The organism is Janthinobacterium sp. TND4EL3 (assembly GCF_900156175.1).
Classification (GTDB): domain Bacteria; phylum Pseudomonadota; class Gammaproteobacteria; order Burkholderiales; family Burkholderiaceae_D; genus Janthinobacterium.
In genome coordinates this window covers 91582-103964 of sequence record NZ_FTMV01000015.1, presented here as the reverse complement: position 1 = coordinate 103964, position 12383 = coordinate 91582, and the positions used below count along the sequence as shown (strand labels likewise).

Genomic DNA, 12383 nt, shown 5'->3' with positions numbered 1-12383 from the left:
ACCATGCCGCGCGCCCCCTTCTATCGATTGAAACCCATGTCCGACACTTCTTCCCCTACCGTTCATCCGCAGATCCACTGGAGCGAAAACGGCGCCGAGCATTCGGCCCGCTGGCGCTCGGAAAGCGGCATGCCGCCGCCCAAGCGCGTCGTCATCGCCGATGACCGCACGACGGCCGACCAGGCTTACCGCCTGGCCTGCGAAGGCACGGCCATGCTGTGGCGCGGCGACTTCCAGAACGCGCGCCAGCTGCTGCAGGCGCTGGCGCGGCGCGCCGACCACAAGAACGACAAGCCGAGCAAGAAGGCCAAAGCCGCCAAGCTCGCAAAACCGGAACCATCGGCCACGGAAGCCTTCCACCTGCACCGCCAGGCGCAGTCGCAGCGCGCCCGCACCCTGGCCATGCTGCTGCTGCCTTTCGACGCCGACTACACGATCCCGCTGCGCCGCGCGCCAGATGTAAAACTGGCTTGCAATGAAGCGTATGGCCGCGGCGAAGAAGCCTTCGTCGCCTCGCTGCGCGAACTGCTGGGCCTGATCGGCGCGCACGAATGGCGCCGCACGGGCGTGGAACTGCCGGCCCTGGGCCAGCGCATCCATCCGCACTACGGCGTGTTCGCGCCCATCCGCGGCGAGTACGTGGGCCTGGTGGCGGAAGCCCCCCTGCCCGCCCGCGCCAAGCTGGCCTTCGACATCGGCACCGGCACGGGCGTGCTGGCCGCCGTGCTGGCGCAGCGCGGCATCGAGCACATCGTCGCCACCGACCAGGACCCGCGCGCCCTGTCCTGCGCGCGCGAAAACCTGGCCCGCCTCGACTTGCAGGGCAAGGTCGAGGTGGTGCAGGCCGACCTGTTCCCCGCCGGACGCGCCCCGCTCGTCGTATGTAATCCGCCATGGCTGCCGGCCCGCCCAAGCTCGCCGATCGAATACGCCGTCTACGATCCGGACAGCCGCATGCTGCGCGGCTTCCTTTCCGGCCTGGCCGCTCACCTGGAACCGGGCGGCGAAGGCTGGCTGATCCTGTCGGACCTGGCCGAGCACCTGGGCCTGCGCCCGCGCGCGCAATTGCTGGAATGGATAGAACAGGCAGGCTTGACAGTCATCGACCGCCTGGACGTGAAACCCACGCACCCGCGCGCGCAGGACGCCACGGACAGCCTGCACGCGGCCCGCTCGAAGGAAATCACCTCGCTGTGGCGCCTGGCGGCGGCGTAATCGAGGCAGCCATTGCGCATTGCAGCAAACCCCGCTATAATTCGCCTGCGGGGTGGAGCAGTCTGGCAGCTCGTCGGGCTCATAACCCGAAGGTCACAGGTTCAAATCCTGTCCCCGCAACCAGATACCGAAAAGCCGCTGATTCTTGCAAGAGAATCAGCGGCTTTTTCCATTGCGGCGCAGTATCTCAATGGCCATCCTGCAAGCCAAATATCCCTCATTTCCATCCGCCCTTTCGCAATGCAGCAAACTCGGTTATAATTCGCCTGCGGGGTGGAGCAGTCTGGCAGCTCGTCGGGCTCATAACCCGAAGGTCACAGGTTCAAATCCTGTCCCCGCAACCAATACATAAAAACCGCTGATGCCTGCAAGGGCTTCAGCGGTTTTTTCATTCCAGGCCGGGTCAATACTCGGTCAATGCTTTGACGCCGTGACGCTGGCCCTGATCTGCCTGGCCGCCGCGTGCAGGCTGGCCGCCACCCGTTCCAGCTTGTCGGCGCCCGCCGTTTCGGCCAGGGCCGCAAAGGCGCTGATGTGAAACGTGGCCACCATGGCGGGCGACACTTCCAGCTCCAGCGCGGCCTTGCTCAATTCCGTCGACGCCTCGAGATAAGGCTCGCTGCCCGCCTCGAATGCCTGCTTGGTTTCCAGCAATTCCTGGCCGCCTTCCGCCTTGGCCAGGCAGGCATCGACCTTTTGCTGGAAGGCCGGCAAGGTGTCGCGCACGGGCCCGGCGTCCGGCGCCGGTTCCGGCTCCGCTGGCGCGGGAGCGACATGTACCGGCTTGTCCGCCACCGGCAGCTCGCGCAAAGTCAGCCAGCGCTCGACGGCGAGAAAATCGGCAAACGGCTCCTCCACCTTCGGATTCATCAGCCAGACTTCGCCCGTGCGCCAGTCGATCCGGGCGCCGCGCTCATTTCTCGCCAACAAAATATCCTTGCCGCCATCGGCATTCGACACGCGGCCGATGTCGAGCCAGTTCATCAGTTCCGCCTGGCGCGACATCGCGTTGACCCGATGAAAAAAGGCCAACCATAAGAATCTGGCGACCAAAAGAACCAGGGCACCGCCAACCATCCACATCATTTTTTTGCTCCGCTCCACATGGCCAACCCCATTTTCTCACATGAAAGCTTGCGCTAAGGAAACTTTTACACCTGCCGTGCGCAGGCGCAAATCTCTTGCCGCAGGCGGCCAGGGGCGCAGTCGCATTTCAGCAACGCCGCGTTTTCCCGATTGCCTGGCGTGCACCGCTGCGTTATTATGAGAACAATTCTCATTTAGATTAAGCCCTCCTGTACACATGCTGTCCGCGCCTTCCCCGCCGTCCGACTTCCAGGCCCTGTATGCCGACCACCACTCGTGGCTGCTGCACTGGCTGAAGCGCCGCCTGCACGATGCGGGGCTGGCGGGCGATCTGGCGCAGGATACCTTCCTCAAGATCTTCGTTGCGCGCAGCAGTGCCGGCATCGCGCAGCCGCGCCCTTTCCTGGCCACCATCGCCAGGCGCCTGCTGGCCAACCACTGCCGGCGAGAAGAACTGGAACGCGCCTACCTCGACGCCCTGCTGCACCAGCCGCAAGCCTGTACGCCATCGCCGGAGACCCTGTCCATCGTGCTCGAATCACTGCAGCTGATCGACCGCGCACTGGGCAAGCTGTCCGCCAAGGCCAGGGCGGCCTTCCTGCTGGCCCATCTGGACGGCATGAGCTATGCCGAGATCGCGCAAGAACTGGGCACCACCACGCATTCCGTCAAAAAGTACCTGAGCAAGGCCAATCTGCTGTGCTTTTTTGCCGTGCCCGACTTTGCCGCCCCCTGACATGCGCGCCGCCACCGTCTACGCCCACGGCCAGCCCATCGACCTGGCCGTCGCCATGCAGGCGGCCGAATGGCTGACCACTCTGATGAGCGGCGAAAGCACGCCGGCGGAAAAAACGGCGTGGCGGCAATGGCGCCAGGCGCACCCCGACCATGAACGGGCGTGGAAACACATCGAAAGCGTCAGCGGCGGCTTGCGCGAACTCGATGGGCCAGCCAGTCGCCAGGCGCTGCTGCAAAGTCCCCATTCGCCTTCCGTCTCGCGGCGCGGCAGCCTTCGACTGCTGGCGTGGGTATCGGCCATCGGTCTCACCGGCTGGTTCGGCGCGCGCTCGGAATATGCGCCCGGCATGGCCCGCGCCGCGCTGGCCGACCTGTCCACCGGCGTGGGCGAACACCGCGAACTGGCCCTGCCCGACGGTACCCGCCTGCATCTGAACAGCGGCAGCACCGTGAACATCCGCTTTACGGACACGCAGCGGATGCTGCAACTGGTGCGGGGCGAAGTCTTCATCGCCACCGCCCGCGAAACACGCCGGCCCTACCGCCCCTTCCTCGTCGAAACGGCGCAAGGCCGGGCGCAGGCGCTGGGCACGCGCTATTCCGTGCGCCAGGAAGACGGGCGCACCAGCGTCGCCGTCGAACAGGGCGCCGTCAGGCTCACGCCGCGCGAGGGCGCCGGCAGCCTGGTCGTCCAAGCGGGCCAGGGCGGCGGCATGACGGAGCAGAATACCTCGCCCGCGCACGCCGTCTCGCCCGACATCTGGGCCTGGCGCCAGGGCTTGCTGCTGGCCGACGCCATGCCGCTGCGCGACTTCCTGCACGAATTGAGCCGCTACCGCCACGGCTTGCTGGGCTGCGACGACGCGGTGGCCGGCCTGCGCATCTCCGGCGTCTTCCCGCTGGCTGACCTGGATAGCGTGCTGCTATCGCTGCCCGATTCGCTGCCGGTGGACGTGCGCCTGCGCACGCGCTATTGGGTGCAGGTGGAAGCGCGGCGGCAGCGCTGAACATGTATTTTCACGCCAGCGCAAAAAAAAGGTAGCCGTTTTCGATTCTCGCGTGACCTGTGTAGGCAACGTTCTTTTTGACGACTACACCACAAGGTAACCATGTCTCCTGCCATTCATTCCAAGCCGCGCATTAAACCCATGGCGTATGCCATCCAGCTCGTCTTCATCGGTTCGGCCCTGCTGCTGAATATCCCCGCGCCAGCCCTGGCGCAGGAAAGCGCGGCAGCGCCAGCGGCCACTCTCGACTTCCAGGTGCCGGCCGGCGACCTGGCGGCGGCGCTGCGCCAGGTCGCCAGCCAGTGCCGGGTCATCCTCAGCTTCACGCCGGACCAGACGCGCGGCAAGACGTCGGCGGGCCTCGCGGGCCGCCACGACGTGCTGGCCGCCCTGAACGGCGTGCTGCGCGGCACGGGCCTGAAGGCCGAGCGCAGCGCCAATGGCAGCTACGTGCTGCGCCCGGTCCAGGCGGAATCCGGCGCGGAGGCCATCGCCATGATGCCGGAAGTGTCGGTCAAGGCGCAGCAGGACGCCACCGAAGGCTCGGGCGCATATGTCTCCGCCCTGCCGATCGCCACGGCCACGCCGCTGGGCCTGTCGATCAGGGAAACGCCGCAGTCGGTCAGCGTCATCACCCAGCAGCGCATGCAGGACCAGGGCTTGAGCACCATCGCGCAAGTGATGGCGCAAACGCCGGGCGTCACCCTGTTCTCGCTGGGCAGCGAGCGCACGGGCTTTACCTCGCGCGGCTATTCGATCACCAATTACCAGCTCGACGGCGTCAGCACGCATTCGGAAAACCTGGGCCTCGACGCGATACCGTCGCAAAGCCTGGCCGACATGGCGCTGTACGACCGCATCGAAGTGCTGCGCGGCGCCTCGGGCCTGATGACGGGCGCGGGCGACGCTTCGGGCGCCATCAACATGGTGCGCAAGAAGCCGACGGCGCAGTTCCAGGCCGCCGTCGAGGGCGAGCTGGGCTCCTACGATGAACGGCGCGCCATGGCCGACATCTCGGGTCCGCTGAACGAGGCGCGCACGGTGCGCGGCCGCCTGGTGACCGTGTACGAGGAAGGCGACAGCATCATCGAGGGCTACAGCCGCGACAAGAAAGTCGTCTACGGCGTGGTCGAAGCGGACCTGTCCAGCGACACGAAACTGACGGCCGGCGTGACGCACCAGCGCAAGCGCTCGGACGGCTCCCTCTCCTACCTGGGCTTCCCCCTGTTCTACAGCAATGGCACCATGACGGACCTGCCCCGCTCCTTCAGCCCGGCAGCCAGGTCGAATCGCTTCAACACCAATTCAACCGACATCTTCGCCACCGTGGAGCACGCACTGGCGAACGACTGGACGCTGAAAGTCTCCGCCAACCGCGTGCAATCGTCGCAGGAAGAGCGCGCCGTCTACATGAACGTGAGCGGAAGCTTCCCCGACCAGGCCACGGGCGATGGCCTGGGCTTGAGCGCCGACTACCGCGATTACCAGCTGAAGGTCAACAGCGTGGACGTCAATGTGCGCGGGCCGTTCAGCGCCTTCGGCCGCCAGCACGAACTGGTGCTGGGCATGGACTACAGCGAATTCCAGAGCAAGACGGACGGGCGCTTCGACTGGAGCATCCAGGGCAGCGACGTCAACCTGTACCGCTGGAATCGCATGGCAACGCCCGTGTTTGGCGATACCTACGTCACCTACGACAGCACGCGCCGCCAGGCCAGCGCGTATGCCGCCACGCGCCTCAACCTGTCCGAACGTCTGAAGCTGATCGCCGGCGCCAAGGTGCTGCGCTACAGCGAGAACTACATCTCGGACGCGCCTTCCGTGCCGTTTTACAGCGCGTCGCCGGCTTCGGAAAGCCGCGTCTTCACGCCGTATGGCGGCCTGGTGTTCGACATCGACGGCACGCACAGCGCCTACGCCAGCTATTCCACCATCTACCAGCCGCAAGCCCAGCAAGACCGCTACGGCAAGCTGCTGGCGCCGCGCGAGGGCAAGACCTTTGAAGCGGGCATCAAGAGCGGCTGGCTCGACGGCCGCCTGAACACGGCCGCCGCGCTGTACCAGATCCGCCAGAGCAACCTGGCCGAATCGGACCCCGGCTACACCGTCCCTGGCACGAACAATCCCGCCAACCGCACCATCAAGGGCGCCAGGACCCAGGGCGTGGACCTGGAAGCGACGGGCGCGCTGACGCCGGACTGGAACATCTCGGCTGCGTGGTCCTACAGCCAGACGGAAAACAATACCGGCAAGGCGATCCTGACCACCTTCCCGCGCCACCTGGTGAAACTGTGGACCACTTACCGGCTGCCCGGCGAGCTGAGTCGGGTGACGGTGGGCGGCGGCGTGAACTGGCAAAGCCGCGTGTATTCCGACATCGACGCGTGGCAGATCAACAGTACCCTGCACTGGGAACAGAAGGCGTACTCGGTGGCCAGCCTGATGGCGCGCTACGACGTCAACGACAAGCTGTCTGCCACCGTGAACGTGGCCAACCTGTTCGACAAGCAGTACACGGCTTCCGTGTCGGACTGGTGGTACTCGGGCATGTATGGCCCGGCGCGCAAGGTGGCACTGAAGGTGCGCTACCAGTTCTAAGGCAGGCCGAATATTTCACAGGGGCGCAGGGCCGGTGATACAATTTTCCCGCTTCACGGGCGTTGCCGGCCATTGCCGCCAACGCCCGTGCCCATAGAGACACCCAAGGAGAATGTGTGAAGGACCTCGCCCCCGCCCTGCCAGCCGATCCGGCCGACCAACCCGCCAATCCCTCGCGCCGGCGCATTTTCCAGGCTGCGTCCGCAGTCGGCCTGGCCGCCAGCCTGCCGGCGCTGGCCGACGCCGCACCAGCCAGGAAGACCATCGCCAAGGGTTCGCTCGACGCGAAACTCAAGGCGCACGTCAAGAACGTGGTGGTGATCTATCTGGAAAACCGCAGCTTCAACAACCTGTTCGCCAACTTCCCCGGCACCAGCGCGCCCCTGTCCGCCGTCACGGCGGAACAGGCGCAGCAGCTGGACCGCGACGGCAAGCCGCTGGCCAGCCTGCCGAAGATCTGGGGCGGCCTGGTACCGAACCAGCAAAATATCGGCGGCACCGATTACCTGATCAAGGAAGACCAGATCACGGGCCTGGCCAACGCGCCCTACAAACTGAGCGACGCGGCCGGCAAGCCGCTGCCCGAGAGCATCATCACGCGCGACCTCGTGCACCGCTTCTATAACAACCAGATGCAGATCAACGGCGGCAAGAACGACGGCTTCGCCGCGTGGGCCGACAGCGGCGGCCTGGTGATGGGCCACTACGGCGAAACGTCGAAAAACCTGAACCTGTGGCAGATCGCCGAGCAGTACACCTTGTGCGACAATTTCTTCATGGCGGCCTTCGGCGGCTCCTATATGAACCACCAGTTCCTCGTCACGGGCCGCGTCAACGAATACTTCAATGCTGCCGAGACGGCGGCGAAGAAAAAGATCGCCGTGCTGGCCGACGGCCCGCAAGGCGTGCGCCTGGCCCTGTCGCCCGAGTGCCCCGCCTCGGCGCTGGACGGCAAGCCGAAATACGTCAACGACGGCGCCATCACGCCGGACGGCTATGCCGTCAACACCATGGCGCCGCCCTACCAGCCCAGCTACATTCGCCCTGCCTACGACGGCGACCCGCTGCACGCCGACCCGGCCGACGCGAACACCCTGCCGCCGCAAACCTACGACACCATCGGCGACCTGCTGTCGCGCAAGGGCGTCAGCTGGGCGTGGTATGGCGGCGGCTGGCAAGCGGCGCTCGACCACAAGGGCGGCGGCAGTAAACCAAATTTCCAGTTCCACCACCAGCCGCTGAACTACTTCAAGCAGTTCGCCCCCGGCACGGCCGCGCGCGCCGAACACCTGCGCGACGGCGGCACGGGCGACAGCCCGATCTCGAACAAATTCCTCGCCGCCGCCGTGGCAGGCAAGCTGCCGGCCGTGACCTTCTACAAGCCGCAGGGCAATCTGAACCTGCACGCGGGCTATTCGGATATCGAGTCGGGCGACCAGCACGTGGCCAACGTCATCCAGCACCTGAAGGAATCGCCGCAGTGGAAGGACATGATCGTGGTGATCACGTTCGACGAAAACGGCGGCTGGTGGGACCACGTGGCGCCGCCTAAGGGCGACCGCTGGGGTCCGGGCACGCGCATTCCCGCCATCGTCGTCTCGCCGTACGCGAAGAAAGGCGCCGTCGACCACAGTTTCTACGACACGACGTCGATCCTGCGCCTGATCACGCGCCTGCACGACCTGCCGCTGCTCGAAGGCCTGAAAGTGCGCAACGACGCCTTCGCGGCACGGGGTGCGCTGCCGCCGGGTGACCTGACGGGCGCCCTGAGCTTCCGCTAAGCCGCCCACAATGCGGCACGCCTGTGATACACTGCGTGCCGCACTTAAATCCGCAGGTCAGATATTCCTGATGGATGTTCCAACAATGAGCCCGACTCCAGTAGCCGGGCTTTTGTTTTGTGGACGAAGCGTACAGAGTATTCACACGGCGGGCAGCGTTTTGCCCGCTCCCCGGCGCCGTTTTTTCGCTGCCAGGGGCCAGAGGTTCAGAAATGAGAGATAAAAAAGACAACGCCACCATCGACTTGCCCGGTTTCGGCCCGCCGCCAGCGCTCGAGGCGCCAGAGCCGGCGCCGGAGCCGCAGCGCCGCGCGCGCGTACGCAAGGCGGCGCTGAAGCAGGTGCAGCTCGAATTGCTGGAGCCGACCGACGCCACGGGCTTGCCCATATGGACGCGCGACGCCGGCCTCGATCTCACCGGCTTGCCCATCTGGGCGCCAGATAATTAGTACCCACGCCGGCGGCCGTTTGCCGCCGGCTTCCACACCACCATCCGCACAAGGGCGTAGAACGCCTGTAGACTGTGCCCATCCACCCGCTTTTTACCGGCTCCGCCCTTTATGAACACCACCACTGCCACCACCTCTTTTTCCAGCCTGCCGCTGACGCCCGCCTTCCTGGCCAACCTGGATTCGCTCGGCTACCACGAGATGACCACCATCCAGGCGCAAAGCCTGCCGGCGGTGCTCGATGGCCGCGACCTGATCGCCCAGGCGAAAACGGGCAGCGGCAAGACGGCCGCCTTCGGCATCGGCATCCTGCACAAGCTCAATCCGGCCTGGTTTGCCGTGCAGGGCCTGGTGCTGTGCCCCACGCGCGAGCTGGCCGACCAGGTGGCCAATGAATTGCGCCGCCTGGCGCGCGCGGCCGGCAACATCAAGATCCTGACCCTGACGGGCGGCGCGCCGATGCGCCCGCAAATCGCCTCGCTGGAACACGGCGCCCACATCGTCGTCGGCACGCCGGGCCGTCTGCGCGACCACCTGGGCCGCGGCACCATCAACCTGAATCACGTGCAGACCCTGGTGCTCGATGAAGCGGACCGTATGACGGACATGGGCTTTTACGAGGAAATCGCCGGCATCGTCAGCGCCTGCCCGGCGCGCCGCCAGACCCTGCTGTTCTCGGCCACGTACCCGGAAGACATCCGCCGCGCCACGGCGTCCTTCCTCGTCAATCCGCTGGAAGTGACGGTCGAGGCGCAGCATGACAACGACAAGATCGAGCAGCGCTTCTATGAAATCGGCTTCGACGAGCGCAACAGCGCCGTCGGCAAGCTGCTGAAACACTTCAAGCCGGAATCCACCCTGGCCTTCTGCAACACCAAGGTGCATTGCCGCGAGCTGGCCGAGGAACTGCGCCAGCAGGGCTTTTCCGCGCTGGCCCTGTACGGCGAGCTGGAACAGCGCGAGCGCGATGAAATTCTTGTGCTGTTCGCCAACCGCAGCTGCTCCGTGCTGGTGGCCACCGACGTCGCCGCGCGCGGCCTCGATATTTCCGACCTGGGCGCCGTGATCAACGTCGACGTCTCGAAAGACACGGAAGTGCACATCCACCGCATCGGCCGCACGGGCCGCGGCAGCAAGAAGGGCCTGGCCCTGTCGCTGTGCGCGCCGAACGAGAAGAAATGGGTCAAGCTGATCGAGCAATACCAGAACAGCGCCGCCGAATGGCACGACCTGAAGGAGCTGAACGAGGACGATGGCGCAGAAGCGCTGCCGGCGCCGATGGTTACCCTGTGCATCATGGGCGGCAAGAAGGACAAGCTGCGTCCGGGCGACTTGCTGGGCGCGCTGACGGGCGATGCTGGTCTCACCAAGGAGCAGGTGGGCAAGATCAACGTGTTCGAATTCATGACCTACGTGGCGCTCGACCGCACGGTGGCCGAAGCGGCCTTCAAGCGCCTCAACGCCGGTAACTCCCTGGGCCGCGACTTCGGCAACATCAAGGGCCGCAGCTTCAAGATGCGCTTTATCGAGGCGTAAGCCCCGCCGCGCCGCGCAGCGCTGCTATCACGCGGCAGGCTGGATATGCCTGCCGCTGCTGGTAGCGCGCCCGGTGATGCTCATTCCAGTAGCTGATGGCGCGCCGTTCCAGCGTGGCGAACCAGGCCGGATTTTCGCCGGCCAGCCGCACCGCAATACTTTCATCCCATCCGCGCGCCCCCGCAGTGCGGGCGGCTTCGATGCGCAGCACCACTGGCAGCACGTAGTCGTCCAGCGCCTGCAGCACGAAGGGCATCGCCCATGGCGCGCCCCTTTCCAGCACACCCTGAATACAGCGTTCGCGCACATGGCCGTCGTGGTGGCGCGTACCCAGGCACAGCGCGATGAGTCCGGCATCCCCCTCTTGTGCGACGCCGGCCAGCAGCGCGGCCGGCGGGTAATACACGCGCACGGGAAGCAGCAAAGCCTCGCCCGCATGCACGACGCGGTAGCCGGCCGGCAGCCGCTCCGGCACGCCGCCCGCCACTTGCAGCACAACGGCGCGCACGGCAGGCCGCAATGCGGCGGGAAAGGCCTGCTCTTCGACGGATCCCGTCATGACGCCCTCGCCTGCGGCCCCTGCGGCGTGTCGTCGATCTCGTAGCCGGCCTCGCGCACCCGCGCGCGCAGCGCGTCGGCATCGTGCCAGCGCCGCTCCTCGCGCGCCGTCTCACGCTGCGCCAGCCACGCGCTCACCTGCGCAGGCACCACCAGCGCAGCCGGCTGCCAGCGCATGAGGTCCAGGCCCAGCGCCGCATCGAAGCGCGCAATGGTCGCCTTCTTCACTGCGTCCGGCAAGCCGCTCTTGAGCATTTCCCAGGCCACGGCCAGCGCGCGCGGGAAATTCAGATCCTCGTTGATCTGTTCCGTAAAGCGGGCCAGCCACGCGCGATCAACCTCTCCCGCGACGTCGCCCAGACCATGCACGCTGGCGCGCATGCGGGCCAGGCCACTGGCGGCGGCATCGAGCGCCTGACCGCTGAAATTGAGGCTGCTGCGGTAATGGGCGCCCAGGCACAGGTAGCGGTAGGCGAGCGGATCAATACCCTGGTCCAGCAGGCTTTGCAGGCGCAGGAAGTCGCCCGACGACTTCGACATCTTCGCATCCTGCGTTTTCAGGAACGCGCCATGCAGCCAGAAATTGGCCAGCCGCGTGCCGTGGCGCGCCTCCGTCTGCGCGATCTCGTTGCTGTGATGGACGGCCACGTGGTCTTCGCCGCCGCAATGAATGTCGAAATAGCGGCCCAGGTGCTTTTCCCCCATGGCCGAGCATTCGATATGCCAGCCGGGAAAGCCCAGGCCCCAGGGGCTGTCCCACTCCATCTGCCGCTGGCCAGGCACGCCGCTGAATTTCCACAGCGCGAAGTCGCAGATGTCGCGCTTCTCGCCCAGTTCCACCCTTTTCCCCGCCTGCAGGCCATCGCGCTTCAGGCGCGCCAGCCTGCCGTAACTGTCCTGGCGCGTCGTATCGAAATAAATGCCGTCCTGTGTGCGGTAGGTGTAGCCCTTCGCCTCCAGGTCGGAGATGAACGCGATCTGTTCCGCGATGTGGTCGGTGGCGCGGCAGCAGACGGTCGGTGACAGGATATTGAGCTGGCACAAATCATCCTCGAACGCGCGCGTGAATTCGGCGGCAAGGTCCCAGGCGGACTTGCCGCTGCGGGCGCTCCTCGCCTCGATCTTGTCGTCGCCGCTGTCGCCGTCCGACGTCAGGTGCCCCACATCGGTGATGTTCATCACGTGGCGCACTTGCCAGCCGTTGAACTCCAGCGTGCGGCGCAGGCCGTCGACGAACAGATAGGTGCGCAAATTGCCCAGATGCGCGTAGTCATACACGGTCGGGCCGCAGGCGTACAGGCCGGCCTTGCCTTCTTCGATGGATTCAAAGGGCCGCAGGCTGCGGCTGTAGGTGTCGTATAGGTGCAGTGGCATGCTGGTCTGGTTTCTCTAGGCGCTGCTGGAAAAGAAAATGG

10 protein-coding genes and 2 tRNA genes are annotated in these 12383 nt (G+C 65.8%); 9 read left to right on the top strand and 3 right to left on the bottom strand.

What is annotated here, in order from left to right; all coding sequences use genetic code 11:
• The first annotated feature begins 36 nt into the window (after positions 1-36).
• The 3 genes from BXA07_RS21865 to BXA07_RS21855 all read left to right on the top strand — a co-directional run bounded on the left by BXA07_RS21865 (position 37) and on the right by BXA07_RS21855 (position 1559).
• Positions 37-1215, top strand: a complete 1179-nt coding sequence (locus BXA07_RS21865; RefSeq protein ID WP_076570825.1) for a methyltransferase — start codon at positions 37-39, stop codon at positions 1213-1215.
• 46 nt (positions 1216-1261) lie between these two features.
• A tRNA-Met gene (locus BXA07_RS21860) sits at positions 1262-1338 on the top strand.
• Positions 1339-1482: 144 nt separating this feature from the next.
• Positions 1483-1559, top strand: a tRNA-Met gene (locus BXA07_RS21855).
• A 70-nt stretch (positions 1560-1629) separates the two neighbouring features.
• Here the strand turns inward: BXA07_RS21855 and BXA07_RS21850 are convergent.
• Complete coding sequence (locus tag BXA07_RS21850; RefSeq protein ID WP_139335693.1) at positions 1630-2199, bottom strand: hypothetical protein; 570 nt, start codon at positions 2197-2199, stop codon at positions 1630-1632.
• 319 nt (positions 2200-2518) lie between these two features.
• Between BXA07_RS21850 and BXA07_RS21845 the strand changes: the two genes are divergently transcribed.
• From BXA07_RS21845 to dbpA, 6 genes are all read left to right on the top strand, one after another.
• Entirely contained in the window at positions 2519-3037 is a 519-nt protein-coding gene (locus BXA07_RS21845; RefSeq protein WP_076570821.1) for a sigma-70 family RNA polymerase sigma factor, read from the top strand.
• A gap of 1 nt (position 3038) precedes the next feature.
• The gene (locus BXA07_RS21840; RefSeq protein WP_076570819.1) at positions 3039-4046 is read left to right on the top strand and encodes a FecR domain-containing protein; all 1008 of its coding nucleotides are present in this window, start codon (positions 3039-3041) and stop codon (positions 4044-4046) included.
• Positions 4047-4148: 102 nt separating this feature from the next.
• A complete protein-coding gene (locus BXA07_RS21835; protein WP_076570817.1) occupies positions 4149-6644 on the top strand; it encodes a TonB-dependent siderophore receptor in 2496 nt (831 codons plus the stop codon).
• A 116-nt stretch (positions 6645-6760) separates the two neighbouring features.
• Positions 6761-8425, top strand: coding sequence for an acid phosphatase (locus BXA07_RS21830; RefSeq protein ID WP_076570815.1), 1665 nt, complete (start codon positions 6761-6763; stop codon positions 8423-8425).
• Positions 8426-8637: 212 nt separating this feature from the next.
• Positions 8638-8874: a hypothetical protein gene (locus BXA07_RS21825; protein WP_076570814.1), complete on the top strand. Its 237-nt coding sequence runs from the start codon at positions 8638-8640 to the stop codon at positions 8872-8874.
• 111 nt (positions 8875-8985) lie between these two features.
• Positions 8986-10410, top strand: coding sequence for an ATP-dependent RNA helicase DbpA (gene dbpA / locus BXA07_RS21820; protein ID WP_076570812.1), 1425 nt, complete (start codon positions 8986-8988; stop codon positions 10408-10410).
• Here the strand turns inward: dbpA and BXA07_RS21815 are convergent.
• Entirely contained in the window at positions 10397-10969 is a 573-nt protein-coding gene (locus BXA07_RS21815; RefSeq protein WP_076570810.1) for a hypothetical protein, read from the bottom strand. The genes dbpA and BXA07_RS21815 overlap by 14 nt on opposite strands.
• Positions 10966-12342 carry a cysteine--tRNA ligase gene (gene cysS / locus BXA07_RS21810; RefSeq protein WP_076570809.1) on the bottom strand — a complete coding sequence of 459 codons (1377 nt, stop codon included), beginning with the start codon at positions 12340-12342 and terminating at the stop codon, positions 10966-10968. Before cysS ends, BXA07_RS21815 begins: the two co-directional genes overlap by 4 nt.
• Positions 12343-12383 lie beyond the last annotated feature (41 nt).

Excerpts from the sequence above, each read along its gene's own strand:
- dbpA (WP_076570812.1), top strand. The coding sequence starts at position 8,986 with ATGAACACCACCACTGCCACCACCTCTTTTTCCAGCCTGCCGCTGACG.
- BXA07_RS21815 (WP_076570810.1), bottom strand. The coding sequence starts at position 10,969 with ATGACGGGATCCGTCGAAGAGCAGGCCTTTCCCGCCGCATTGCGGCCT.
- cysS (WP_076570809.1), bottom strand. The coding sequence starts at position 12,342 with ATGCCACTGCACCTATACGACACCTACAGCCGCAGCCTGCGGCCCTTT.
- BXA07_RS21850 (WP_139335693.1), bottom strand. The coding sequence starts at position 2,199 with ATGAACTGGCTCGACATCGGCCGCGTGTCGAATGCCGATGGCGGCAAG.
- BXA07_RS21865 (WP_076570825.1), top strand. The coding sequence starts at position 37 with ATGTCCGACACTTCTTCCCCTACCGTTCATCCGCAGATCCACTGGAGC.
- BXA07_RS21835 (WP_076570817.1), top strand. The coding sequence starts at position 4,149 with ATGTCTCCTGCCATTCATTCCAAGCCGCGCATTAAACCCATGGCGTAT.
- BXA07_RS21825 (WP_076570814.1), top strand. The coding sequence starts at position 8,638 with ATGAGAGATAAAAAAGACAACGCCACCATCGACTTGCCCGGTTTCGGC.
- BXA07_RS21845 (WP_076570821.1), top strand. The coding sequence starts at position 2,519 with ATGCTGTCCGCGCCTTCCCCGCCGTCCGACTTCCAGGCCCTGTATGCC.
- BXA07_RS21840 (WP_076570819.1), top strand. The coding sequence starts at position 3,039 with ATGCGCGCCGCCACCGTCTACGCCCACGGCCAGCCCATCGACCTGGCC.